Source organism: Streptomyces sp. NBC_01717, assembly GCF_036248255.1.
GTDB lineage: Bacteria > Actinomycetota > Actinomycetes > Streptomycetales > Streptomycetaceae > Streptomyces.
The window spans coordinates 3,351,438-3,374,047 of sequence record NZ_CP109178.1 but is presented as its reverse complement, the minus strand read 5'-3'; the positions used below and the strand labels follow the sequence as shown (position 1 = coordinate 3,374,047).

Annotated in this window: 17 protein-coding genes and 2 pseudogenes; 7 read left to right on the top strand and 12 right to left on the bottom strand. The window is 69.6% G+C overall.

Going from position 1 to position 22,610, the window contains the following annotated elements:
* From OHB49_RS15140 to ligD, 5 genes and pseudogenes are all read right to left on the bottom strand, one after another.
* A complete protein-coding gene (locus OHB49_RS15140; RefSeq protein ID WP_329160832.1) occupies positions 1 to 1,374 on the bottom strand; it encodes a sensor histidine kinase in 1,374 nt (457 codons plus the stop codon).
* Positions 1,371 to 2,134, bottom strand: a pseudogene (locus tag OHB49_RS15135) (hypothetical protein). Before OHB49_RS15135 ends, OHB49_RS15140 begins: the two are co-directional and overlap by 4 nt.
* A gap of 113 nt (positions 2,135 to 2,247) precedes the next feature.
* On the bottom strand, positions 2,248 to 2,565 hold the full coding sequence (locus tag OHB49_RS15130) for a zinc-ribbon domain-containing protein (protein ID WP_329160830.1): 318 nt from the start codon (positions 2,563 to 2,565) through the stop codon (positions 2,248 to 2,250).
* Positions 2,562 to 4,736 (bottom strand): HEAT repeat domain-containing protein, encoded by a 2,175-nt coding sequence (locus OHB49_RS15125; RefSeq protein WP_329160828.1) that lies wholly within the window; start codon positions 4,734 to 4,736, stop codon positions 2,562 to 2,564. Before OHB49_RS15125 ends, OHB49_RS15130 begins: the two co-directional genes overlap by 4 nt.
* A 150-nt stretch (positions 4,737 to 4,886) precedes the next feature.
* A complete protein-coding gene (gene ligD / locus OHB49_RS15120) occupies positions 4,887 to 5,783 on the bottom strand; it encodes a non-homologous end-joining DNA ligase (protein ID WP_329160826.1) in 897 nt (298 codons plus the stop codon).
* Between the two features lie 90 nt (positions 5,784 to 5,873).
* Here ligD and ku point away from each other — a divergent pair, with 90 nt between their 5' ends.
* Together ku and OHB49_RS15110 are read left to right on the top strand one after the other, a co-directional pair.
* Positions 5,874 to 6,959, top strand: a complete 1,086-nt coding sequence (gene ku, locus OHB49_RS15115; RefSeq protein ID WP_329160824.1) for a non-homologous end joining protein Ku — start codon at positions 5,874 to 5,876, stop codon at positions 6,957 to 6,959.
* 73 nt (positions 6,960 to 7,032) lie between these two features.
* Positions 7,033 to 9,720: a SpoIIE family protein phosphatase gene (locus OHB49_RS15110; protein WP_329160822.1), complete on the top strand. Its 2,688-nt coding sequence runs from the start codon at positions 7,033 to 7,035 to the stop codon at positions 9,718 to 9,720.
* 124 nt (positions 9,721 to 9,844) lie between these two features.
* On the opposite strand, the gene OHB49_RS15105 is transcribed toward OHB49_RS15110, so the two are convergent.
* Entirely contained in the window at positions 9,845 to 11,788 is a 1,944-nt protein-coding gene (locus OHB49_RS15105; protein WP_329160820.1) for a S53 family peptidase, read from the bottom strand.
* A 208-nt stretch (positions 11,789 to 11,996) separates the two neighbouring features.
* Entirely contained in the window at positions 11,997 to 13,622 is a 1,626-nt protein-coding gene (locus tag OHB49_RS15100; protein WP_329160819.1) for a hypothetical protein, read from the bottom strand.
* A 284-nt stretch (positions 13,623 to 13,906) separates the two neighbouring features.
* Here OHB49_RS15100 and glyA point away from each other — a divergent pair, with 284 nt between their 5' ends.
* The gene (gene glyA, locus OHB49_RS15095) at positions 13,907 to 15,205 is read left to right on the top strand and encodes a serine hydroxymethyltransferase (protein ID WP_443079525.1); all 1,299 of its coding nucleotides are present in this window, start codon (positions 13,907 to 13,909) and stop codon (positions 15,203 to 15,205) included.
* On the opposite strand, the gene OHB49_RS15090 is transcribed toward glyA, so the two are convergent.
* Positions 15,175 to 17,289, bottom strand: coding sequence for a SpoIIE family protein phosphatase (locus tag OHB49_RS15090; RefSeq protein ID WP_329160817.1), 2,115 nt, complete (start codon positions 17,287 to 17,289; stop codon positions 15,175 to 15,177). The genes glyA and OHB49_RS15090 overlap by 31 nt on opposite strands.
* Before the next feature lie 701 nt (positions 17,290 to 17,990).
* On the opposite strand from OHB49_RS15090, the gene OHB49_RS15085 reads away from it, so the two are divergent.
* The 3 genes from OHB49_RS15085 (at position 17,991) to OHB49_RS15075 (ending at position 19,739) form a co-directional block, all read left to right on the top strand.
* Positions 17,991 to 18,353, top strand: a complete 363-nt coding sequence (locus tag OHB49_RS15085) for a tautomerase family protein (protein ID WP_329160816.1) — start codon at positions 17,991 to 17,993, stop codon at positions 18,351 to 18,353.
* Positions 18,354 to 18,406: 53 nt separating this feature from the next.
* The gene (locus OHB49_RS15080) at positions 18,407 to 18,541 is read left to right on the top strand and encodes a hypothetical protein (RefSeq protein ID WP_329160814.1); all 135 of its coding nucleotides are present in this window, start codon (positions 18,407 to 18,409) and stop codon (positions 18,539 to 18,541) included.
* A 481-nt stretch (positions 18,542 to 19,022) separates the two neighbouring features.
* Entirely contained in the window at positions 19,023 to 19,739 is a 717-nt protein-coding gene (locus OHB49_RS15075) for a DUF6928 family protein (RefSeq protein ID WP_329160812.1), read from the top strand.
* A gap of 223 nt (positions 19,740 to 19,962) precedes the next feature.
* Here the strand turns inward: OHB49_RS15075 and OHB49_RS15070 are convergent, their stop codons facing one another.
* The 4 genes from OHB49_RS15070 to OHB49_RS15050 all read right to left on the bottom strand — a co-directional run bounded on the left by OHB49_RS15070 (position 19,963) and on the right by OHB49_RS15050 (position 21,751).
* Positions 19,963 to 20,178, bottom strand: a complete 216-nt coding sequence (locus OHB49_RS15070; RefSeq protein WP_267008500.1) for a hypothetical protein — start codon at positions 20,176 to 20,178, stop codon at positions 19,963 to 19,965.
* A 375-nt stretch (positions 20,179 to 20,553) separates the two neighbouring features.
* A complete protein-coding gene (locus OHB49_RS15060; RefSeq protein ID WP_329166483.1) occupies positions 20,554 to 21,180 on the bottom strand; it encodes an IS3 family transposase in 627 nt (208 codons plus the stop codon).
* The gene (locus OHB49_RS15055) at positions 21,177 to 21,461 is read right to left on the bottom strand and encodes an IS3 family transposase (protein WP_329160810.1); all 285 of its coding nucleotides are present in this window, start codon (positions 21,459 to 21,461) and stop codon (positions 21,177 to 21,179) included. The genes OHB49_RS15060 and OHB49_RS15055 overlap by 4 nt, the downstream gene beginning before the upstream one ends.
* Before the next feature lie 2 nt (positions 21,462 to 21,463).
* Entirely contained in the window at positions 21,464 to 21,751 is a 288-nt protein-coding gene (locus OHB49_RS15050; RefSeq protein ID WP_329160809.1) for a transposase, read from the bottom strand.
* 81 nt (positions 21,752 to 21,832) lie between these two features.
* Here OHB49_RS15050 and OHB49_RS15045 point away from each other — a divergent pair.
* A pseudogene (locus tag OHB49_RS15045) lies at positions 21,833 to 22,456 on the top strand (tyrosine-type recombinase/integrase); the annotation flags it as partial.
* Positions 22,457 to 22,610: the final 154 nt, after the last annotated feature.

Genomic DNA, 22,610 nt, shown 5'->3' with positions numbered 1-22,610 from the left:
TTATGTCGCTTCGGCCTGGCCGTCGCCGGTCGACTCGTCGCCGCCGGCCGGTCCGCGGTTGCCGTCGCCGTTCCGGCGGGCCGGTTCGTCCTCGTCGAACTGCACGTACTCCGGGAGCGTCAGCCGCGCCTCCGCCCCGCCGTCCTCCGCATTGACGAGGACGAGTTCGGCGCCGATGACGGCCGACTGTCCGACGGCGATGGTCAGTCCGAGCCCGTGGCCCTTGCCGCCGCCCTCGGTACGGAACCGCTGCGGACCGCCGGTCAGCAGGTAGTCCGGGAAGCCCGGGCCGTGATCGCGTACGGTCACCACCGGCCCGTCGACCGTCAGGACCACCGGCGGACGGCCGTGCTTGTGTGCGTTGGTGATCAGATTGCCGAGGACCCGTTCCAGCCGCCGCCTGTCCGTCTCGACCCGCACGTTCCTCGCTCCGCCGCCGGCTTCCGCTCCCACGACGCGGATCTCGGTCTCCGTCCCCGACGCGCGCACCACCCGTTCGGCGAGCGGCGCCAGTTCGTGCACGGCGAGATCGACCTCCTCGGTACGGGCGTCGAGGCGGGAGATCTCCAGCAGATCCTCCGTCAGCGCCCGCATGGTGCGGACCCGGTCCCGCACCAGCTCGGCCGGCCGGCCGGCCGGCAGCAGCTCGGCGGCGGCCGAGAGACCGGTCAGCGGGGTGCGCAGCTCGTGCGCCACATCGGCGGTGAAGCGCTGTTCTGCCAGCAGTTTGCGCTGGAGCGTGGACGCCATCGTGTCCAGCGCGCCGGCGACGATCGCCACCTCGTCCTGCGGGCGCGAAGGGTTCGCCGTACAGGGGTCGTCGACGCGGGCGTCGAGATCGCCCGCGCTGATCCGGCGGGCCACCCGGGCGGTCTGGTGCAGCCGCCGGGTGACCCGGCTGACGGCGAACGCGCCGATCAGCAGCGTGACGGCGATCGCCAGCAGGGAGGAGCCGACGATCGCCCGGTCGAGGCGGTCGATGGTGTGGGCACTCATGCTGTAGTCGATCTCGGTGGCGAGCGCACGGCCGTCGGCCGGGCCCGCTGCCCACATCGCCGCCCGGCCGTGGGCGTCGGCCTCGACGGTGCCCCGGCGCCCGCTCACGGCCAGGTCGCGCAGGGAGGCGGGCAGACCGGCCGGGTCGATACCGGAATCCGGCGGGAGCACCTCGCCCGCCTCGTACGACCTGGTCGCGTCCGCCAGCCGGGCGAGCGCCTTGTCGCGGGCCTCGCTGACGGTCTCCCGGGTCACCGCGGTATGCACCAGTACACCGAGCAGCGCGGCGAGGGCGCAGCACATCACGGTGATGAACACCGCGGCCTTCCAGGTGAGCGTCGCGGTCCAGGCGGGCGCACGCGGTCTCCGTCGCCTCATCGCCGCCCCTCGGAGACGGCGGGCGACGGCGACGTCGCGGTCGGCTCAGGACTGGGTTCCGCGCTCGGCCGGCCGCTGGGTTCCGGCTCCGGGGTCTTCCGCAGGATCTCGTCCTGCGTCGGCAGCATCGCGTGCTGCCGGTCGTCCCAGGACCAGACCGTCCGGTACTCGTACCCGCTGATCGCCGACGGCACCCGCATGATCACATCCCGGCCGGCCAGCTCCACGCTGATCACGGCGTCCGAGACGGCCATGATCCGGGTCAGTGCGTCCGCGTGCGCCATGTAGACCCGGACGGAGAGCCGCCCGTCGCTCCGCCGTACGCCGAGCACCATGTCGTCCCTGCCCGTGCCCGTCAGATCGCGGTAGTACGGCTGCAGGACCGGGCAGGTGGCGGGCGCGGTGCGGCACGCGGTGATCCTCCGGACCGTGTCGGCGGGGAGTTCGTCGGAACCGCTGGACCGGCTGGTGGTGGCCATCAGGTCGGCCTGCACCACGGCGACCGGGTCCAGAGCACGCACATCGTCGTGCGGGACGGTGATTCCCGGGATGCGCGCCGTCGCGCCCTCGCCGTAGTCGTACGGAGCGGCGGAGGCGGGCGGCAGCTGGGCCAGAGCCGGGCGGGCCCGATGGCGGTCGGGGCCGGTCCGGCGCTCTGCAGCCGGCCGCCGTCGGTGCCGCAGCCGACCGGCAGCGCGGCGCCGACGGCGGCCACGAGGGCCACCGTCGCGCGGCGCGTCACCCGGCGCTGCGGGCGCATCGCTCGCTCCCTTCCCGGTCGTCCGGTCCATGAGTCCGCAGACCCGTGATCCATCGACCTTATTAGGAAGGAAGTCCTTTATGTTCTTTTGCTGCCGGTGAAGAGGCAGTTGTTCAGCGCTGGTAGGGGTTCTGACCGTCCTGCGCGTACCCCGGCTGCTGCTGCGTCTGCCCGAACGGGTTGCCGTCCTGCGCCGCCACGTGCTGCGCCAGCAGCTGATCGGCCTGCTCCTTCGGGATCTTCTGCTCCCCGCCGCAGAACGTGCACTGCGTCGCGTACTTCGTCGAGAACGGGAACAGCGGCACGAAGAACAGCGTGAACTTCGTGACCCGCTTGCGCAGCGTGTGCGCGGCCGGGTTGCCGCACCAGCCGCAGACAAGCGTCAGAACGGCCAGTTGATAGAGATAGCCTCGCGTACCAAAGATGATCACGTTGTGGGCCCCTTCCCCGTGTTCCCCGGAAGCGCTTGCCGGCAGAGTGCCAGCAGCTTTTCGTCCTCGTATGTGTCGTGGCTGCCGTACCCGCCGTCCATCGCGTTGTGACGGCGTACGGAGGCGAGTTCGGCACGCAGCACGTGTGCCGCATCCGACCCTGCACCAGCGGCACCCATCCGCGCCAGGCATTCGGCCACCCGGACCCTGACATGACGATTCCTCTCCCAGGCAGCCAGCATGACCGGCACGGACTCCTCGGCCCGGCCGGACACCTCCCACAGTGCGATCGCCGCGTCCGCCCGCAGCCACAGCTCGTCGTGCGACAGCAGAGCCCGCAGCCGTGGCGCTGCCACCTCCGCCCGGGCCCCCAGCCCGCCCAGCGCGGTCACCGCCGACCGCCGCTCGTGCGCGTGCTCGGCCCGGAGCCCCTCGATCAGCACCGGCAGCACGGCCTCCGCATCCCCGTCGACCGCCCACAACGCCTGCGCCGCCTCCGTCGCCGCCGCGGTCCCGGGGCGGCGGATCAGCGCCCGCAGCTCCGGTACGGCGCAGTGCGCGGCGGAGCCGAACGAGCCCAGCGCCCGCAGCGCCGACGTCCGCAACCACTCCCCGCGATACTCCGGCGCACCGCGCAGCACCCGCAGCACCTCCGGCGCGGCTTCGCCCGCCCGCAGCGCGGTCAGTCCGCAGAGCAGCGGATTCGCCCGGTCGTACGCCCCCTCGTCGAGAGCGATCTCGCCGAGCCTGCGGCGCAACACCCCGGCCAGCGGCGCCGCTGCCGCCCCCAGATATCCGATGGCGAACCCCACGTCGTGCGGCACCTCGGGACGCTCCAGGGCGGCGGCCAGCGCGGGCAGGGCCCGGGCGTCACCCAGCCGGGCCAGCGCCTTCACCGCGCTGCCGAGCCCCGGCGGTCCGCTCGCCCACTCCTTCACCCAGGCCCCGGGGTCCGCCGCCACCCGCACCGCCAGCGCGTCCGCGGCCGGTGCGGCGAGCCCGAAGAGCTCCTCCAGCACATGCGAGGCGGCCTCGGCCAGTTTTGGCTCCGGGGAAGCGAGCTGTTCGCCCACGAGCCGGACCAGCTCCTCGTACGGGCCCCGCCAGGCCCGTATCAGCCCGGCGCTCATCCGCACGGCGTCGATCCGCTGCCGCAGGTCGGGGCTGCGCAGCTGGTCGGTCAGCAGCGCCGTCCGGTCGGCGACCCGGTCGTCGAGCCCGACGTGCAGTGTCCGCAGCAGATCGGCCGTCCAGGGGGCGGTACGCCCCGCGGACTCGGCGGCGGACAGCGCCCGCAACTGACCCACCAGGGTCACCGGCGCGCCTCGCTCCTCGGCGGCATCGGCGGCCGGACCCGGATCGTCGTCCGGCCCGGCGGTGACCACCGGATCCGCATCGTCCGCCCCGTTGGTCCCGTCCGCCCCGTCGGGTGCGTCGGCCGGTGTCGTGCGCAGCCGGCGCAGCAGTCCCGCCACCACTCGTACGACATCACCCGGCAGTGCTTCCGGCGCGCACCTGGCCAGCTGGGCGAGGGCGGCCAGCCGCAGTCCCGGTGCGTACGACTCGGCGGCGAGCCGGCTCAGCCAGTCGGCCGCCTGCCCGGCCAGCGGGCGGTGCCGCAGCGCGACGCGCCCGGCGGCCTCCACGAGCGCGAGCCGTACCTCCTCGTCCGGCTCCGCCGGCAGCCGCTCCCGCAGCAGGGCGAGCACCCGCACCGGGTGGCCGTGCAGTGTGGCGAGCGCCAGCGGCGCGGCGAGCCGCACCCCTGGGTCCTCGTCGGCGATCAGCTCGAAGAACACCCCGGCGCCCGCGGTGACGGCGGCAGCCGCCATCGCGTAGTTGGCCGCGCCCTCGATCTCCTCCTCGTCGAGCTCCTCCTCGTCGTCCTCGTCCAGATCGATGCCACCGATGCTGGTGAGCAGCTCGACGATGCTGCCCCGGTCCTGGATCCCCGGATCCGCGACCAGCTCGAAAAGAAACGGAATGCAGGCAAGCGTGCAGGCGTACACATCGCCCTGGTGATGCACGGCCCCGTACATGCCGTCCAGCGCTCCCTCGCGCTCCGCCGGATCGGCGGACGCCAGCCCCCGCAGCAGCCCGGGCACATCATCGGCAGGCCCGTACGCATGCTCCATCGAGGCCCATTCAACCTCGTCGATCCCTGCGAACACGCCATCGCCTCCCCACGTGACCTCACGAAGCAGTGTCTGCGCAGAGTGTGCACCACGGCCCGGACAATCCACCCGCCACATGCAGCCTTTTGCCCGCACGGACGCCAACGGCAGGCACCATGGCCCCTGAACAGGCCCGACGGACTCCGCTCAGGGAGTGACGGGCAGCGGCCGGGCCCGGTCCGGATCGGTCAGCGGACCGAGCAGATCCCCGTACCGCTCCAGCCGCCCGGCCATGTCGGCGGCCAGAAAAACCAGCTCGGCAGGGGTCTGGCAGTCATCGATCTCCGCCCAGGTGACGGGCGCGGAAGCGGTCGGTTCGGCCTCGGCGCGCAAGGTGTACGGAGTGGCGGTGGTCTTCGCCGCCGCGTTCTGACTGAAATCGACGAACACCTTTCCCGGCCGCAGCGCCCGTGTCATCCGGTGCACCACCAGGTCCGGAAGATCCTGCTCCGCCTCCACCGCCAGCCGTTTCGCGTACGCCGACACCCGATCGGCGGGAGCCGGCTCCAGCGGTACGAGGAGATGCAGCCCCTTCGACCCCGAGGTCTTCCCGTACGCGGACAACCCGTCCGCCGCCAGCCGCTCGCGCAGCCACAGCGCCACCCGGCAGCACTCCACGACGGTTGCCGGAGCTCCGGGATCGAGGTCGAACACCATCCGGTCGGCGATCCCCGGAGCATCGGCCTGCCACTGCGGCGTATGGAACTCCACCACCAGGTTCGCGGCCCACATCAGCGACGCCAGGTCCTGTACGACCACCTGCCGGCTCTGCTGCGCCGTATGCCGCGGCACCTCGGCGATCCGTACCCAGGACGGCGTACCGGGCGGCGGGTTCTTGGTGAAGAACCGCTGCCCGTCCGGCCCGTCCGGATAGCGCAGGAAGGACACCGGCCGGTTGTGCAGATGGGCCAGCAGGGCGTCGGCCGCCGTGACCGCGTAGTAGTGGAGCACCTCGCCCTTGGTGGTCCCGGTGGCCGGATACAGCACCTTGTCGAGGTTGCTGAGCGCCAGGCGCCGCCCCTCCACCTCCGTGATCGGCGTCATACGATAAGAATCACATGATTCCGGGATCTTAAGGAATCAATCGTCATCTATCGATACCTGTCGAAATCTCCAGGGACACAGGGGTGAACGGTGAGGTCCATTTGGAACGGTGCGATCTCCTTCGGGCTGGTCAGCATCCCGATCAAGCTGGTCAACGCCACGGAGAGCCACTCGATCTCCTTCCGTCAGATCCACGTCGCCGACGGCGGCCGGATCCGCTACCGGAAGGTCTGCGAACTCGACGAGCAGGAGGTGACGGCCGCCGAGATCGGCAAGGCGTACGAGGATGCCGACGGCACGATGATCCCTATCACCGACGAGGACCTGGCCTCGCTCCCGCTTCCCACCGCCAAGACGATCGAGATCGTCGCATTCGTGCCCGCCACCGAGATCGACCCGCTCCAGATGGACGCGGCGTACTACCTCTCCGCCAACGGAGTCCCGGCGGCCAAGCCGTACACCCTGCTGCGCGAAGCCCTGAAGCGGAGCCAGAAGGTCGCGGTCGCCAAGTACGCACTGCGCGGCCGTGAACGGCTCGGCATGCTGCGCGTGGTCGACGACGTGATCGCCATGCACGGCCTGCTCTGGCCCGACGAGATCCGTGCCACCGACGGCGTGGCCCCGGAGTCCGACGTCACGGTCCGTGACGCCGAACTCGATCTGGCCGACGCCCTGATGGCCACCCTCGGCGAGGTCGACATGGACACGCTCCACGACGACTACCGCGAGGCGGTGGAGACCCTCATCGCCTCGAAGGCCTCCGGCGAGGCGTTGCAGCCCGCCGCCTCCGACGACCACGGCGGCGGCAAGGTCATCGACCTGATCGCGGCCCTGGAGAACAGCGTCCGGGCGGCGAAGGAAGCCCGCGGCGAGGAGCCGGAAGAGGCAGGACGTGCCCCGGTGGCCAAGGTCACCTCACTCGCCGGACGCAAGAAGAGCGGCGGAACCGGGGCAAAGAAGAAAGCTGCCTCCACGGCGACGAGCACCGGTCGGAAGGCGGCCGCGAAGAAGACGACGCCGGGCCGAACCCCCGCCAAGAAGACCACCGCACGGTCGGCGACGAAGTCGGCCACGAAGAAGACGACAGCGAACACGGCGGCGAAGACGGCGAAGTCGGCAACGGGCACGAAGCCGGCGGTCAGGAAGGCATCCCCCAAGAAGCGCGCCTCGGCCTGACGATTGGTCGATGAAAATCGGACGAAAGTGAGCCAATGGGCACGCGTTGCTGGAAAGTGTTAGAAATGGCGCCATGGTCGACCATTCCGACCGATCCCGGAGCAGATCGGTTCGGTCACTGAGCGGCAGGCGTCCGCGAAGCGTAGCCCGGCAGGTGTTCGTCCTGCAGGCGGTGGTCATTGTCCTGCTCGTGGCGGGCGCGGTTCTTGCGCTGGTCCTCCAGTCGTTTCACGACGCCGAGATCGAGGCGGAGCGCCGTTCGGTGGCGGCGGCGGAGTCGTTCGCACACTCTCCGGGCATCGTGGACGTGCTGAGATCTCCCGATCCCTCGAAGGTGCTGCAGCCGCTGACCGAGGAGGCGCGGAAACTGGCCGGGGTCGACTTCATCGTGGTGACGGACACCCACGGGATCCGCTACACACACCCCCGCCCGGAGCTCATCGGGAAGAAGTTCGTCGGCAACATCAAACCCTCGCTGGAGGGTGAGGTCCACGTGGAGGACGTCCAAGGACCCCTCGGCCATGAGGTCCAGGCGATTGTCCCCGTCACCGCTCCCGACCACTCCGTCGTGGGCCTGGTGTCCGCAGGTCTCAGGGTCAAGAACGTCGCCAACACGGTCAGTAGGCAGCTGGTGGTCATCTTTGCCAGCGGTGCCGCCGCGCTCGCCCTGGCCACGGGCGGGGCCGCGCTGGTGGCCAGACGGCTGCGCAGGCAGACCCACGGGCTCGATCCCGCCCAGATGACACGTATGTACGAGCACCATGACGCGGTGCTGCACTCCGTCCGCGAAGGAGTGCTCATCGTCGGACGCGACGGTCGGCTGCTGCTGGCGAACGACGAGGCCGAACGGCTGCTCGATCTCCCGCCCGATGCCCAGGGACGCCGGGTCGAGGAACTGGAGAGCCTCGACCCCGCCACGGCGGAGCTGCTCGTCTCCGGCCGCGTGGCCACGGACGAGGTGTACTTGGCCGGGGACCGGATGCTGGTGGTGAACCAGCGGCGCACCGACCACAACGGAGGCTCGCTGGGAACGGTGGCGACCTTTCGCGACTCCACCCAGCTCCTGGCGCTGTCGGGCAAGGTGGATGCGGCGAACGAACGCCTCAGGCTGCTGTACGACGCGGGTCTGGGCATCGGCACCACGCTGGACGTGGCGCGCACGGCCGAGGAACTGGCCGAGATGTCCGTCCCCCGTTTCGCGGACTTCGTCACCGTCGACCTCGCCAACGCCGTCCTGCTCGGGGAGGAGCCGACCGGCACGGCCGCCGACATGTGCCGGGTGGCCGTCAGCGGTATCCGCAACGATCACCCGCTCTACCCGCGCGGCGAGCTCATCACCTTCCTTCCGTCCACGCCCCAGGCTCGTGGCTTCGCCACCGGCCGGTCGGTGGTGGTACCCGACCTGGCCTCCGCACCCGGCTGGCGTGCTCAGGACCCGGAGCGCACGGACGACGTCATCGCGTACGGAATCCACTCACTCCTCACGACGCCGCTGCAGGCCCGGGGCGTGGTTCTCGGCATGGCCAACTTCTGGCGCTCGCGGGAAGCCGGAAAGTTCGACGAGGAGGACCGGTCACTCGCCGAGGAGCTGGTCGCCCGCGCCGCGGTCAGCATCGACAACGCCCGCCGGTACACCCGCGAACACGCCCTGGCGGTCATGTTGCAGCGCAGCCTGCTGCCGCGCGCTCTGCCCGAGCAGAACGCCCTGGATGTCGCCCACCGCTATCTGCCCGCACAGTCGGGAGTCAGCGGTGACTGGTTCGATGTGATCCCGCTGTCGGGCAATCGCGTCGCTCTGGTCGTGGGTGACGTCGTCGGCCATGGACTGCACGCCGCCGCAACCATGGGGCGGCTCCGCACCGCGGTGCACAACTTCTCCACGCTCGATCTGCCGCCCGATGAGCTCCTCGGCCACCTCGACGACCTCGTCGACCGCATCGACAGGGAGGAGGGGATCACGGACGTCGGTGTCGGGGTCGTCGGAGCGACCTGTCTGTATGCGATCTACGATCCAGTCTCCCGGCACTGCACCATGGCCCGCGCCGGGCATCACCTCCCCGCGCTGGTCCACCCCGACGGCAGAGTGGAGTTCCCCGACCTTCCTGCCGGGCCGCCGCTGGGGCTCGGCGGCATGCCGTTCAAGACGGCCGAACTGGATCTGGCCGTCGGTGCTCAGCTGGTCCTCTACACCGACGGGCTGATCGAGGACCGCACCCGGGACATCGATGTGGGGATGGAGCTGCTCCGCCAGGCTCTGGCCCATGCCGGCCGATCGCCGGAAGATCACTGCCGGGCGGTGCTCGACGCGCTCCTTCCCACCCAGGCCCAGGACGACGTAGCACTGCTCATCGCCCGCACCCGCGCGCTCTCCGCCGACCAGATCGCCGAATGGGAGGTTCCGCTCGACCCCGCCGCGGTGGCCGGGATACGCGCCGCGGTCGCCGAGAAGCTCGACGAGTGGGATCTGTCGGAGCTGGCGTTCACCACGGAGCTGATACTCAGCGAGCTGATCACCAACGCCATCCGCCATGCCTCCGCGCCGATCCGGGTGCGGCTCCTGCGTGACCGCAACCTGATCTGCGAGGTGTCCGACGGCAGCAGCACCTCACCCCATCTGAGGTACGCGGCGACGATGGACGAGGGAGGCCGCGGGCTGTTTCTCGTCTCGCAGATCGCCGAGCACTGGGGCACGCGGTACACCCCTGAAGGCAAGGTCATCTGGGCGCAGCAGCCGCTGCCCGGCGCGATGGACAGCCCCTGAGGAGCTCAGCGGCGTGATCATGACCTCCGTGCCGGAGTGCATCTGCCGAGGTCGGCCTGCACATACTGCTGCCCCGGGGCCGAAGCCCCGGGGCAGTCCTACGCGTCGATCCCGTGCGTCGGTGTCAGCGGTACGAGTTGATGTAGCCGGCCGCCGGAGTCCCGACACCCGTCACGTCGTCGTACCCCTTGACCGCCTTGAGCGAGGCGTCCTTGCCGAGGCTCCGCACCGACGTCAGCAGGCCGTCGGCCGCGTCGAAGCCGTTGGTGAAGTCGACCCGGGCCACCGCGAGGTCACGGCCTGCGCCCAGCGGGTGGTCGGTGACGTCGTGGTACTTCGTCGAGCCGTACCGGGCATAGATCGCCGGGTTGGCGAAGCCGAGCGGCCGGCCGTGCTGGGCCTGCTGCGCGAGGGCCTGGACGCCCGCGATGACCGGGGCCGCCAGTGACGTACCGCCGATGCGGTACTCGTCGTAGCCGAGCGAGCCGTCGGGCAGCGTCTGGGTCTGACCGACCAGGAAGCCGGTGTTCGGGTCGGCGACCGCCGCGATGTCCGGGGCGGTACGCATCCGGCGCTTGCCGTTCGCCTGCGCGAGCGCGTCCGGGACGACTCCACGCTGGTACGACGGCTGCTTCACGGTCGAGCTGGTGCCACCGCCCGCGCCCGAGGTGTAGGCGCCGGGGAAGCCGGTCCAGCTCTTGCCGTCGTCCGCGAGAGAAGCCTTCAGCGTGCCCCAGCCGGTCTCCCACTGGTAGGCGTCGTGCTTGCCGACGGCCAGCGAGGTGCCGCCGACCGACGTCACCCAGGCGGAGTTGGACGGGACGTCGACCTGCTTCGTGCCGGTGGACGCGACGTTGTCGCCCGCGTCACCGGAGGAGAAGTAGAAGCCGATGCCCTCGACCGCGCCCATCTTGAACACCTGGTCGTACGCGGCCGCGACGTCCGGGGTCTCGTTGGCCTCGACATCGCCCCAGGAGTTGGAGACGATGTCGGCCAGCCGGTGGTCGACGATCTTGTTGAGCGAGTCCAGCAGGTCGGCGTCGTAGCAGGAGGCGCCGCCCACGTACACGATGTCCGCGGCGGGCGCGACCGCGTGCACGGCCTCGACGTCGAGGGTCTCCTCGCCGTACCAGCCGGACGCCCCGCACTCCTCGGTCTTCGTGTAGTCGGCCGGCAGCACCTGGCGGAGCTGGCCGCTGCGGTACGGGGCGTCGCCGTTGCGCCTGGCGTATTCGGAGGCGTCCTTCGCGATGGTCGGCGAGGCGTACGCGTCGGTGATCGCGACGGTCACGCCCTTGCCGGTCCAGCTGCCCGCACCGTACGCGGCACGCAGCTGCTTGCCCGTGTAGCCCTTGACCGCGTACGGCACCTTGGCCCCGTAGGCGCTCGGCAGCGACCCCGCGGTCTTCGAGCCGTAGTAGGAGGAGAAGGGGCCCGCGTTGCGGAACACCGCGTCCGGCGGCGGCAGCGTCTCGTCGTGGCTCGACTTGTGCGGCGCGTTGTCCAGACCGGAGACCGCCAGGACCGAGTCGCTCAGCCCGGCCGGCACGGAGGCCGTCGCGGACGGGGCGCGATAGGTCCGGCCGCCCTTGCGGTAGTTGCGCAGCTGGGTGCTGAACGTCTTCTCGGCCGCGGCGACATCGCCGGTGGCGGAGACGTAGTGCTGGTTGGCACCGGTGACGGTCAGGCCGTTCGACTTCAGCCACTGGCTGACCTGGTCGATCTGCTGCTGGGTCGCCCCGAACCGGGCCTGCGCCTCCTCGGCGCTCAGATACTTCCCGTACGAGGAGGAGTGCGGGTCGGACACGGCGGCGGCGTAGGCGGCCAGCCCCTTCGCGTCCCGCCCGGCGAGATGGACCCGGACACTCACCTTGCCGCTGTCGGCCGTGGCACCCTGGTCGGCCTGGGCGGTCGCCCAGGCCGGCTTGGTGCCCTGCAGTGCGTCGCGCCCGCCGGGCGCGGAGTCCGCACTGGCGGACGGTATGCCGAGGGCGAGTGCACCGGCGAGCAGCGGCAGTGTCGCTGCCATGCTCAGCCCGGCGCGGCGTCTGGCGCGGCTGATTCTCATGTAACCCCCTGCGATGTGGTTCTTCGCGTGTGGAGCATGTGCCGGATGATGTGCACATGTAATCCGTCACTCTGGCGAGGAACCCTTTACGTAAGGGGCATGCGTTCGCCAAGAAACTGCCAAGAGGCGCTGCGGAACAGGCAGTTCAAGTCGATAAGAGAAGGAATGCACCTGTCCGGATCCGACCGTCCCGGTATCGGCACCCGGTTCACCGAGAAGAGGACGCGGGGGAGAAGCTGATCGGATCGGAGGGTGAGGGCAGGCCGAGCCCGTACGGGCTCTCGACGACGTACGTACAACTCGTGTACGTGTAGCCGGGCTTGATGCGCGACCCGGACGAATAGCTGTCCACGTTCGCGCTCACGCCCGTGCCGTGCTTGTACAGGAAGTGGTACTCGCCCGCCGGAAGCTGCAACCGCGCCTTCGGATAGCTCCTGCCGCCGGCCTTGCAGGCGAGCATCGACCCGGACACCTCCGTCCCGTACCGCTTGCAACTGCCGCACGCCTTGAGCGTGACGCGGCCGGTGACCGGGCCGGTGTAGAGGATCTCGACACCGCTCGGGGCGTCGTTGCTGATGACGAGTTCCATCCGGGAGCCGCCCGGACGTCCGGCCGGCGGCAGCCGCTTGCCCGCCGCCGGCCGGTCGGCGGCAATCTCCGCGGCGATGGCGATGTCCCGTGCCCGAGCCCTGCGTCCGTCCTTCCCGTAAGTGGTGGCGAACTCCGTCAGGGTCTTGCGCGCCTCGGTGAACTGCTTCTTCCTGAACTGGTCCACCCCGCAGGCGTACGCGCCGTTCTCGATCCCCCGGTCGGCCTCCCCGGCCCGGGCGGAGACCGACTTCTCCGGCATCGACGCCACGCTCGCCCGGAGCCCCCGCAGCGTCGCGGTGGCCGAGCAGGGACTGCTCCCGCTCACCGCCCGGGCCTGCTCCGAGATCTTCTTGGAGACAGCCGGACCCACCTTCCCGGCCTGCGCCGAACCGGGGAACGTACGCAGCAGCTCGGCCAGCTCGCCACCCGGCGACCCCACCGTCGAGTCACCCAGCCTCGACACCCCGCACGCGTACAGCGAGGTGGCCAGCGGACCGTCGGGCCAGCCGGCGAGGTCGCCCAGCAGCTTCGGGTCGATCGACTCGGGCACGGTTCGCAGATGCGTCAGCGGCGCGACGGCCTCGCAATGCCTGCCCCGCCGGTACGGAGCGGCGACCGCCTCGTAGTACTCCTTCAGCCGCTCCGGTACGAGCTTCCCCGCCCTCGACCCCGCATGCTCCTCACCGAGATCGCGATAGACGGCAAGGGCGGAACGGTAGTCGGCCCGGGCGGCATCGAAGGTCCGGCCCGAGGCGGCCCGCACGGTCCGGTCACTCTCGCCCAGCCGGTCGAGCAGCATCTGCTCGACGGCCTCGTCCCGCGCGGAGCCGTAGAACACCACGCCGCCCGCCGGCGCCGCCAGCAGCACCAGCCCGACCCCGGCCGCCACCACCGGCCGCCACGACCCGCCGATAGCGGTACGCCGCGCGATCCGCGCCCCGTCCACGGCGGCAGCCACCAGCACGAGCACGTACCCGACGACCGGACCCGCGGCCACGCCGTCGGGGTCGGCGGGCAGCGCCACGAGCAGCAGCACACCCGTCGCCACCCAGCACAGAACGGCTCTGAACCACCGCCCCGTCAGGGCGTAGCCGAGCCCGAGACCGGTGAGATTGAGCAGCCCGGCGGCCACGGCACGCAGCGCGGCGCCCGGTGGCGGTGGCCCCACGGTGGGCGGACGGGAAGGCGGTGGCGGTACGGGAGGAGCCGAGCCCGGTCGGAAAACCTGATCGTCCCAACTCATCCCGGCCCCCCAACCGTTGGGCACGGCACCCCTGACCGCGCCCGGCTTCACCACCATCCTCGCCGCCACGAACAGTGTCAATCGGGCGTATTCGCCCAGGATCCGCCCGGCATCCGCCCCGAATCCGTCCTCCGCCGGTAAACTTCGAGGCGCCGCGACTGGCGCGCACTCCGGCAGGGGTGCTCCGTGGAATCGACCACGAGGAAGCGGCACACTCCGGGCCTGCCCGGGGGCGTTACCGCCGGAGAGCCGTCCGCCTGGGCATCCGGGTCCACGCCGCAGCAATGCGCCAGACCCGGGAGGACCCTGTGACGACACCCGAGAACCGCCGCCCCGCCCTTACCGCCACCGACCCGGAGCTCGCTGCCCTCGTCAGTGCGGAGGAGCAGCTGCAGGCCGACACCCTGCGCCTGATCCCCAGTGAGAACTACGTCTCCGCAGCGGTGCTGGAGGCCTCCGGCACGGTCCTCCAGAACAAATACTCCGAGGGCTACCCCGGCAAGCGGTACTACGAGGGCCAGCAGATCATCGACCAGGTGGAGACGGTGGCCGTCGAACGGGCCACGTCCCTCTTCCGCATGGACCACGCCAATGTGCAGCCGTACTCCGGCTCGCCCGCCAACCTCGCCGTGTACCTGGCGTTCCTCGAGCCCGGTGACACCGTGCTCGGCATGTCGCTGCCGATGGGTGGTCACCTGACGCACGGCTGGGGAGTCTCGGCGACCGGGACCTGGTTCCGCGGGGTGCAGTACGGCGTCCGGCGCGACTCCGGCCGGATCGACCTGGACGAGGTCCGCGACCTGGCCCGCGCCGAGCGTCCCAAGGTGATCTTCTGCGGCGGCACCGCCGTGCCCCGGACGATCGATTTCGCCGGCTTCGCCGAGATCGCCCACGAGGTCGGCGCGGTCCTGGTCGCCGACATCGCCCACATCGCCGGCCTGATCGCGGGCGGCGCCCACCCCTCACCCGCCCCGCACGCCGACGTGGTCTCCACCACCACCCACAAGACCCTGCGCGGCCCGCGCGGCGCGATGCTGCTGAGCCGGGCGGAACACGCCCGTGCCATCGACCGGGCCGTTTTCCCCGGCCTCCAGGGCGGCCCGCACAACCAGACGACGGCAGCGATCGCGGTAGCACTCAAGGAAGCCGCAACCGACGACTTCAGCGCCTACGCCCACCAGGTGGTCGCCAACGCCCGCGCCCTCGGCGAGGAGCTGGCGTCCCGGGGCTTCGACCTGGTCTCCGGCGGCACGGACAACCACCTTCTGCTGATCGACCTCACCGGCAAGGACGTGCCCGGCAAGATCGCGGCGAAGGCCCTGGACCGGGCGGGCATCGTGGTCAACTACAACACGGTCCCCTACGACCCCCGCAAGCCCTTCGACCCGTCCGGCATCCGCATCGGCACCCCGGCCCTGACCTCACGCGGAATCCCCGTATCCGAGATGGGCACGGTCGCGGAGTGGATCGCCCGGGTGGTGGAGGCGGCGCGTACGGACGACGAGGCGACGGTCACCAAGGTGCGCGCCGACGTGAAGAACCTGATGGACGCCTACCCGGCGCCGGGGCTGCCGGTGGGCTGAGGGTCTCCGGGCTCCGCGGCGGGCAGCCGGGCGATGAGCAGGGCCACGTCATCGTGGTCGCCGGGCCGGCGCAGCGCCCGCAGGAGCAGGTCACAGGTCTCCTCAAGATCGCGGTGCGGACCCGCGAGCAGGGACAGCAGGAGATCCAGCCGATCGTCGATGGCCTGGTCGCGGGTTTCGACCAGGCCATCCGTGTACAGGACCAGCTGGTCACCGGGGGCGAGACCGAGGCGGGTGGTACTGAAGGGGACCCCGCCCACGCCGAGCGGAGCGCCGGTGGGCAGGTCGAGCAGTTCGGGGGTGCGGCCCGGTCGCATGAGGACCGGCGGCAGGTGCCCGGCCAGCGAGATGTCGCATGTGCCTTCGTGGGGGTTGAACACGGCGTAGGCGCAGGTGGCGATGGTGTGTTCGATGCCGGCGGTGGCCCGGTCGAGATTGTGCAGCACGTCGGCGGGATCGAGGTCGAGCTGTGTCAGCGTGCGGGTGGCGGTGCGCAGCTGGCCCATGGTGGCGGCGGCGTCGATGCCGCTGCCCATGACATCGCCGATGACCAGGGCGGTCTTGTCGTCGGCCAGGGGGATGACGTCGAACCAGTCGCCGCCGATCTCACTGGTGGCGCCGGCGGGCTGGTAGCGGGTGGAGATCTTCAGACCCAGCTGGTCGGCCGGCCGTTGAGGCAGCAGGCTGCGCTGGAGGGTCAGGGCGGCGTGCCGCTGGCTCTGGAACAGACGTGCGTTGTCGATGCATACCGCCGCGCGGGCAGCCAGCTCCCCGGCCAGGACGACATCGTCCTTGTCGAAGGGCCTCGGGTTGTCGGCGCGCATGAGGCCCACGGCGCCGATCACCTCGCCACGGGCGATCAGCGGGACCGCGAGGTAGGAGTGCACTCCGGCTGCGGCCAGCAGCGCCGCGCATTCGTCGTCCCGGGCGACGCGGCGCAGATCCTGGCCGGTCACATCGGTCTTGAGGACGGGCCGGCGGGTGTTGACGCACTGGGTGATCAGACGGCTGGCGTCGTACTGGGCGTAGTCGCCGGTGGGATCGACGGCGCGAGTAGCCACGGTGGGGTGGGCCGACACCACCGCCAGCGCCCTGAACCGTGCCGCGTCTACCGCCTCTCCGCTGCTGCGGTGGCCGTGCAGGATGCTGTCCAGCACATCCACCGTGGCCACGTCGGCCACCTGTGGCACACAGACCTCGGCCAGCTCCCGGGCGGTCTGTTGCAGGTCGAGGGTGGTCCCGACCCGCACCGACGCGTCGGCGACCAGAGCCAGCCGGTGCCGCGCCCGGGCGGCGTCGGCAGCCGCCCGGTGCTGCTCGGTGACGTCCACCACCGAGGTGGCGAGTCCGAGTACCTGCCCGCCAGGGTCCTCCAGCCGGTAGAAGGACACCGACCAGGCATGGTCCTGATCGGTGTCGTCCGGGGTGCGGCCGACGACGAACCGGTCCAGCAGCGGTGTGCCGGTGGCCAGGACCCGGCGCATGTCCGACTCGATGGAATCCTCGTTCGCGAAGGGCAGTGCCTCGCTGACGGCGCGCCCGACCTGCTCGTCGGCGGGCAGGCCGTCGACGCGTGCCAGCACCGGGTTGACCAGCACGTACCGCAGTTCGGTGTTCATGACCCCCAGGCCGATCGGGGACTGGGAGACTAGACGTATGGACAGCGCCAGATCCCGCTCCACGCGCTGCAGCGTCGCCTGGTCCGTGGCAATACCCAGCGCGTAGTAGCCGCCGTGGTCGTCCTGCAGCCTCATGTTGCGGAATTCCACCAGCCGGGTGCTGCCGTCCCGGTGCAGGACCGGGAAACTCCCCGACCAGCGCTGCCCGCTCTGCATCACCCGGGCGAACAGCTCGATCACCGTTTCCAGGTGCTGTTCATCCACCAGCAGCCGGCCCGCGAACGTCCCCAGCGCCTCCTCGGCGGTATAGCCGAACAGCTCCTCCGCCTGCGGGCTCCAGAAGACGATCCGTCCGCTGTCATCGAGTACGACCGCAGCCAGGCTCAGCAGATCCAGTAGCCCGCTCGGCGCGGATGCCGCACCTGGCAGGCCCAGGCCTGCCAGGAACGCATCGGTCGTACTCATCCCCGGGCACCCCTTCCGCTCGCCTCCACGGCGGCAGTTCCGTCCGGCCGAGCCCGTACTGCTCCCTTCGCCTCGCTGCGGCCCCTCCATCGTCTCTCCGAACCCGATACCCAGCACTCCACCGCCGATGCGCGGTGGTGGATGCGACGAAGCGGAAGGCCGTCGTCGACACACCGAACCACTCGAGGGAACCCGGTGCCCGGCCCGTATCCGACAACAGGCCCTCCGATCCGGCGTCATGCCTGATCAGAGAGCCTGCTTGCACGTGCAATGGCCGCCGTCCGCGGATCCAACGGCAGGAAAATGGCATGGAAAAGACCCGCTGCTCGGCGATCCACTGGTCGGAGGTCTATCGGAAGTGCCCCGACAGGATTCGAACCTGTGCACCCGGCCCCGGGGAGGGGGAGCCCTCGGACCGGCAGCCAGCTCACTCGCGACTTGCTCGTGGTTGCCGATCGAAACCCATCAGCCGCTTCGTCCCGAAGTCTCGGCTGGTCTTTCGGTCTTGCATTTGTGCCCTGACCCTGGTCAGCGGCGCATGGGCGTCAACTCGCACCCACCGAGCCGGTCCGCCGCTCATCCACGCCCCGAAGGAATCGCGGTCGACGCGGTACGATTTCATTGGAATCAATAGGAGATTTTACGTAATCCAAGGGAATTCTATGCCACTTTTCACCGTCACAATGCGTTCCGGGAGGACGATGGCAGAGAAGGACGCGATATCCGCCGCCATCCATGAAGCAAGCGTCAGTGCCGGTTACCCGGAGGACGATCACTTTCAGAGATTCATCTCTTTGGAAGAAGCCGACCTTCGTATCAGCCCCCGCTATCCCGATCTGCTGAAGCCTCGCAGTGAGCATGTTCTGATGATCGAGGCCGTGCTCTCGTCAGGGACCGGGGAACAAAGGAAGCGTTCGCTCCTCTCCGCGATCGTGGCTCGCCTGCAGGCGGCAGGAACGGACCCGAACGACATCATGGTCTTCTTCGGCGAGATCGACCGTGCCAGTAGTTCCTTCGGCGGCGGCCGTCCCGCCCTCCCTGTCGACCTGCGGCCACAGAAGTAGAGTCGAGCGAAGCCGCCCTCGATCCGTCGGCGTCCTGGCAAGTAGGCGAAGACGTGCGAGCTCTGCTCTTCGCCGACGAGCGTGGGGAGTGCTCGGCTCCACGAGCTACCGGCGGCCGTCCCTGCGCGCTGCCGCCGGACAAGAAGATCGAGCAGTCCGTGGGCCCGGGCGAGGAGACAGGCGAGTGAGCTGCGACCACCCCTGAAAGCCCACTGGCCGCTCACTCGCGATCAGTGACGCACAACGACAAAGGGCCGGACCAGTGAGACTGGTTCCGACCCTCTGTACTTGGCACTTCATTTGGTCAGCGGCTTGATCACGCTGTCCGGAATGCGGTGCCCCCGGCAGGATTCGAACCTGCGCACCCGGCTCCGGAGGGCATGCGCCTATTTGCCCCGACTGGCCGCCTGAGCTGGGAGAACGTCCAACCGAGATCAGACCGGATGCGTACTCACTCGCCACTCACTCGGCGGCACGCAGGAAATCCTCGGTCGTCGTTGAGTGGCCTCGGGGGCCTCGGACTGCCCAGGGACGGCCCAGCCGGGCACGCGGGCTGAGCGGACGTCCGTTGTCGGTGCGTGCGGCTATGGTGCGTTCGCCACAAGGGCAACGGTCTGAGGAGGGGCTTTGGGCGCCAAGACGGGACTGCTGGTGTAGGCCGACGGTGACGTGCCGGAGCTGCTGCGACGCGTGGGTACGTCAGACCTTGATCGGACGGCCACCATGATGCGGCGGCTTTATCCCGGCTGGGAGATCGAGGAGTGCGACGGCTCGAATCTCTGGGACGGTGTGTACCCCCCAAAGGGCACTGCGTACGCGGCCAGCTGGCCGGGCGTTGAGGTCATCGGTGATCAGAGCGTGATGATCGACGCCCCCTCCCAACTCCCGGAGCACCTAGTGGCGGCAAGCGCCGACCGACGGCTCATCCTGCACGCCATGCACAGCGTCGTCGACTGGCTTGCGTTTGCTGTGTGGGAAGACGGCCAGCTTGTCCGCTCCCTGAGCCTGTCCCCGGACAGCGGCATCATCGAGAACATCGGCGAACCACTCCCCTTTGAACTGCCCCACTGGGCCGGAGACCGTCCAGCCGACGTCATCCCCTGGCCGGACGAGGACGAAGAGCCGTACCCGCTGCCGTTCCACCCCCTAGAACTGGGCGAAGACGCACTGCGAGCTCTCTGCGGCTTCATCCAGGAGGGCCGCCCCCAGCCGGACGACGTTGACGCAGACAACATCCGACTGCACGGCTTCCAGGTGCGATATCTGCACGGCCCCGACCCCGCAGAGCAGGAAGTGGAGCTGCAAAGGGCCGTGGAAGCCATGGGTCCGCCACGGGAATTCAGCTTGGGCTCTGACGGCTCGCTGATCGAGCGCGACGGCCCTTAGCTCACGACCTCTTCCTCCCGAAGCAACTCGGGACGCTCTCTGTCCTTGGGCTGCTGTACCTGTCACCTGCGCTGATGGCCCGCTGACGTCCACGGTTGTTCGCGGTTGTGCGTCGCAGTTGCCACGCCCTTAGTGGCGTACGTATCTCGGTGTAAACGTGATGTTGCAGCATGCTCGCGCGGGAGCGCCCCGCGGCGCGTGGCTGCGGGGCGCCCAGTGGGCGTTAGTCGACCATCTGCCCGTCGCCCGTACCGCCGACGCACTTCATCCCGACCACCTTTCCGCCGCCGTCCACGCACTCACCCGGGGTGAGGCTTTCGGTGTGGGCGGTGGCGGTGGCGTTGTGGGTGGCGGCCGTGGCGGTGGCGGCACCTGTGAGGCCGAGTCCGGCGAGGGCTGCCGTGGCGATGACGGCGGCGAGAGTTCGTCGAATGCGCATGTGGTTTCCCTTTCACGGATTGCCTCGGTTGGGGCACTACTCAGCTTGATCTTCACCCATGTGGGTGGCGCGTTTGGTTACTCCATTCGAGTGACACCTGCCGGGAGTAGGCCACCGGCGACGCAGGGACGGATGGCCGGTGCCGCAACCCGCCGGAGAGGCCTTGAGGGCCGTGCTCGCATTCACGTACGCAGGTATCACCAGTACGACAATCCTTAGAGCCGGCGCCAGCAGATGAGGCTGCAGGCGAGGGAGACGAAGGCGTCGTGGAGTTCGGTGCGGCGTTCCCAGCGGACGGCGAGTCGTTTGAACTGGTGGAGCAGGGTGAAGGTCTGCTCGACGACGTAGCGGAGCTTGATCGTGGACAGCGGGTGCTTACGCTGCGGGGGCGAGACCTCGTGTCGTCAGTGCCCTTGTTTCGAGCGGAGTGACGAACCCGTAGACAGGGTGCTTGCGCAGACGGGTGCGGTTGTACTCGACCTCGATGAAGCGGAAGACGTCGGCTCGGGCAGCCTCGTGGGACTTCCAGACAATGGTCCCGATCTCCGCTTTGAGCAGCCCGAAGAAGCTCTCGGCTGCGGCGTTATCGTAACAGGAGCCTGTTCTGCCCATGCTCTGCCGCAGGTTCAACTGCCGTATCTGGCTGCGGTATTCGCGAGAGCTGTACTCGGATCCGCGGTCCGAGTGTGCGATGCAGCCCTGCCTGAGCAGCCCGCGGCCGGCGGCCATTTTCAGCGCGTCGACGACCAGCTCGGCGCGGTGGTGGCCGGCCATCGCATAGCCGATCACCTCGCGAGTGGCCAGGTCGATGACGGTGGCGAGATACCACCAGCCGGCCAGAGTGGGCAGATAGGTGATGTCGGAGACCAGTTTGGTGCCGGGCTCGACGGCGGTGAAATCCCGTCCGATCAGGTCGGGGGAGAAGGCCGCTTTCTTGTCCGGGCGGGTCAGGCTGCGGCGTTTGCGGCGGGTGATGCCTCGGATGTCGTGCTCGCGCATCAGCCGCTCGACCCTCTTCCGGTTGATCCGCCGTCCCTCCCGCGACGCAATGCGGCCGTGATCCTCGGGGAGCCGTAGGCACGGCGGGACTGCGTGTGGAGCTGCCGGATCTGCGTGACCAGCTCGGTCTCCTCACCCGCTCTCGCCTTGGCGGCCGGGCGTGCGGCACACCAGGCGTAGTAGCCGGAGCGGGACACCCCCAAGACCTTGCACATCAGGCTGACGCCGTGGCCGTCCGGGTTGTGCTCGGTAGCCTTCTCCGCATCGATGAACGCGTAGCGCACGGCTATTTCGTCGACTCCCGCGCGAAGAAGGCCGCGGCTTTTTTCAGGACCTCGATGGTCTGCTGCTGTTCCCGGTTCTCCCGCCGCAGACGCCTCAGCTCTTCTTTCTCGTCGCTGGTCAGGGCGCCCGCAGGCCCATGCCCGCGGTCGGCCTGGTCCTGCTTTACCCAGTTGCGCAGTCCCTCGGCGCTGACGCCGATCTCCCGGGCAACCTCGGTGACCGTCTTCTCTGACGAGTGCACCAACGCGACCGCGTCGCGCTTGAACTCGGCCGTGTACCGCTTACTCATGTTGCTCTTCTTGCTCACTACCTGGAACTGCTTTCTCCGGGACCTTCCGTCCCAGTATCAGGCTGTCCAGCTCAGCGGGGGAACTTCATGGGGAGCGTTCACCGCAATCGCGGCCGTAGGTTGGTCGGATTCTTCGCTGTCCAGCTCTACGCCGCGCTTCGGCCGGCCGAAGCGGTAGGGCTTCGGAAGAAGGACTGCTACCTCCCCGAAAAGGGGTGGGGCACCCTGACTCTTCGCGAGACACGCCCGGTGGTCGGAACGAAGTGGACGGACTCCGGTCTCCGGCACGACCGGCGTGGCCTTAAATCACGCGAGGCGAACACCGACCGCCCCGTGCCGATCCCGCCCGTGCTGGTCGCCATGCTTCGCGCCCACATCGAAGAGTTCGGCACGGCCAAGGATGGTCGGCTCTTCGCCAACGAGCGTGGGGGAGTCCTCGGCTCCACCAGCTACTGGCGGGTATGGCAGGAAGCCCGTCCCTACGCGCTGCCGCCGGACAAGACCGATTCCTCGCTCGCCCACCGGCCCTACGACCTGCGGCACATCTGCATCACGAACTGGCTGAACGCGGGCGTCCCTGTCGCGGAGGTGTCCCGCCGCGCCGGGAACTCGCCGGAGGTGGTGCACCGCCGGTACGCGGGCTGCATCGACGGACACGAGGTGCTGAACAACCGGAAGATCGAGCAAGCCATGGGGTGGGGCTAGGGAACTGGGAGTGAGCTGTGACCACGCGTGAAAATTGATTCGCCACTCACTCGCGATCAGTGACACACAACGACAAAGGCTGAGCTGCAACGACGATGGACCCGGACACACCGTCCGGGTCCATCGTCGTTTCCGCGCGCAAGCTGTCGGGCCG

Coding starts and splice junctions, on each gene's coding strand:
- OHB49_RS15140 (WP_329160832.1), bottom strand. CDS start 1,374: ATGAGGCGACGGAGACCGCGTGCGCCCGCCTGGACCGCGACGCTCACC.
- ligD (WP_329160826.1), bottom strand. CDS start 5,783: ATGACGCCGATCACGGAGGTGGAGGGGCGGCGCCTGGCGCTCAGCAAC.
- OHB49_RS15110 (WP_329160822.1), top strand. CDS start 7,033: ATGGTCGACCATTCCGACCGATCCCGGAGCAGATCGGTTCGGTCACTG.
- OHB49_RS15105 (WP_329160820.1), bottom strand. CDS start 11,788: ATGAGAATCAGCCGCGCCAGACGCCGCGCCGGGCTGAGCATGGCAGCG.
- OHB49_RS15100 (WP_329160819.1), bottom strand. CDS start 13,622: ATGAGTTGGGACGATCAGGTTTTCCGACCGGGCTCGGCTCCTCCCGTA.
- glyA (WP_443079525.1), top strand. CDS start 13,907: ATGCGCCAGACCCGGGAGGACCCTGTGACGACACCCGAGAACCGCCGC.
- OHB49_RS15090 (WP_329160817.1), bottom strand. CDS start 17,289: ATGAGTACGACCGATGCGTTCCTGGCAGGCCTGGGCCTGCCAGGTGCG.
- OHB49_RS15085 (WP_329160816.1), top strand. CDS start 17,991: ATGGCAGAGAAGGACGCGATATCCGCCGCCATCCATGAAGCAAGCGTC.
- OHB49_RS15070 (WP_267008500.1), bottom strand. CDS start 20,178: ATGCGCATTCGACGAACTCTCGCCGCCGTCATCGCCACGGCAGCCCTC.
- OHB49_RS15050 (WP_329160809.1), bottom strand. CDS start 21,751: ATGAGTAAGCGGTACACGGCCGAGTTCAAGCGCGACGCGGTCGCGTTG.